General features: G+C 65.2%; 1 protein-coding gene. It reads right to left on the bottom strand.

Annotated features, from left to right (window positions below):
- Window positions 1–279: 279 nt before the first annotated feature.
- A protein-coding gene (locus GY769_06140) for an IS3 family transposase (GenBank protein ID MCP4201500.1) occupies window positions 280–1814 on the bottom strand; the annotation gives its coding sequence in 2 pieces (ribosomal slippage) (window positions 280–1370 and window positions 1370–1814; 1536 coding nt in all).
- Window positions 1815–1865: the final 51 nt, after the last annotated feature.

The following is a 1865-nucleotide window of genomic DNA, read 5'->3' as shown; positions in this document are numbered from 1 at the left end:
TCGAAGTCACGTTGCTGGAGCTCCAGCCTCAACCCCTGGAGCACTTCGCTCTCAGAGGCTCGGATCCTCTCCTGCGCTTGGAGACTGGCTTCGATGCCCAGAGGAGCGATCACATCCAGGAGTTCCTCCGCGAGGCGTTGGACGACCTTGGCGCCCCCAAAGGCGATACAGTAGTCCCCTCCCTCGTGGTAGTCGCCGTCGCAGAAGTAACGGGCCGCAGTCCCCCCACGTCCCCAGTAGCGGTAGATGTCAAGGTAGTTGTCGCCTCGAGCAGCCGTTTCAAGCTGCCTTTTGCAGATCCTCCACGTCCCTGGTGATCTTGTCTGGATTCAGGAAGACTACCTCGACGGGTTGCCAGTTGCGAAGAGGCCCGGCCCAGCGTTCAGGATGCTGGCGGCGGGCCGCTTCGTAGACGCGCTGACGGTTCTTCAAGATGGCTCTCTCGCGGCCTTCGTGGCGGTCGTCCGGGGTCACGAAGCGCAACGCGCTGTGCAGGTGCTCGGTGTTGTACCAGCGCACGAAGCCATCGACCCAGGCCTGAGCTTGCTCCAGAGTAGCGAAAGGCTGGGAGGGATACTCGGGGCGATACTTCAGGGTCCGGAACAGCGCCTCCGAGTAGGGATTGTCGTCCGAGACCCGAGGGCGGCTGAACGAGGCCACGACGCCCAGGCGCTGGAGGGTGGCCAGCATCGTCGAGCCTTTCATGGGCCCACCGTTGTCGGCGTGAAGGACCAGGCCCCGTGGGTCGAGCTCCAGACGTTGGCAACTGTGCTCGAACAACTCGGCGGCGTACTGCGGCAACTCCTGCGCATAGACCTGAGCACCGACGATCTTGCGGCTCCAGATATCAAGAACCAGGTAGAGAAAGAAGAACTGCCCGCGCACGGGTCCGCGCAGGTAGGTGATATCCCAAGACCACACCTGGTTGGGGCCGGTGGCGACCTGCTCGCGCGGGCGCTTGGCCGGCGGCCGCGAGCGCTGCCGGTGGGCGAGCTGATCCTCCTCGCGCAGGATGCGGTAGATCGTCGACTCCGAGGCGACGTAGATCTCCCGATCGGCGAGCCGGGGCACGATCTGATTCGGCGACAGGTCACAGAACTCCGGTGAGTTGACCCGTTGGAGCACGCGTTGGCGGTCCTGCGGCGAAAGCTTGTTGGGCGGCTCGGTTTTCGGCCCGTGCCGACGATCCTCCCCGCCCCCTTGCTGGCGCCAACGTTGGATGGTGCGCTCTGAAAGGCCCAGGACCGAACACGCACGCGAAAGCCGCGCCCCTGCGCTGACGGCCTCGTCAAGCAGCGCAAGGATCATCTGCCTCTCCTCGGCGTCGTGTCGTCGTCCCCGTCCCCCCAGAGCGCTCGGACTTTTTTTTGCAGTACCAACAACGCCGCGGCCTCCGCCAGTGCCTTGTCCTTACGCCCCAGCTCGCGCTCCAACTCCCGGATCCGGCGCTTCTCCGGCGAGCTCGTCGCCGACTTGCGCGGCGCCTCCAGACCGGCCAGCATCTGTCGACACCAGCGCTCCAGATCGCTGCGGTGCAGGCCTCGGCGGCGCAGCAGGCTCCCCAGCTCTTCTTCCGGCAGCTGCGACGCCTCGCTCACCACCGTCAACTTCTCTTGCGAAGTCCAATCCTGCGGGCGCTTCGGCCCGACCCTTCGTTGTTTAGCCATGGCGCCGACTCTACCCGCCTCACGCACCCATTTCGATAGGGTCGGCTGCGCCACACCGACTTCTTCCGACAGCGCCGTCGCACTCGGCCCCCCAGGGGTCGTCAGCCTCTGTACCATCTTCGCCTTGAACGGTTCCGGGTACTTCATGGCTGACCCTCCCACTTGCGGAACTCCCGACGCAGCGCCACCTCGTCGACC

This window comes from bacterium, from assembly GCA_024224155.1.
In the GTDB taxonomy this organism is placed as follows: Bacteria; Acidobacteriota; Thermoanaerobaculia; order Multivoradales; family JAHEKO01; genus CALZIK01.
The sequence above is the reverse complement of the archived record's forward strand: the minus strand, read 5'-3'. Positions and strand labels throughout refer to the sequence as shown.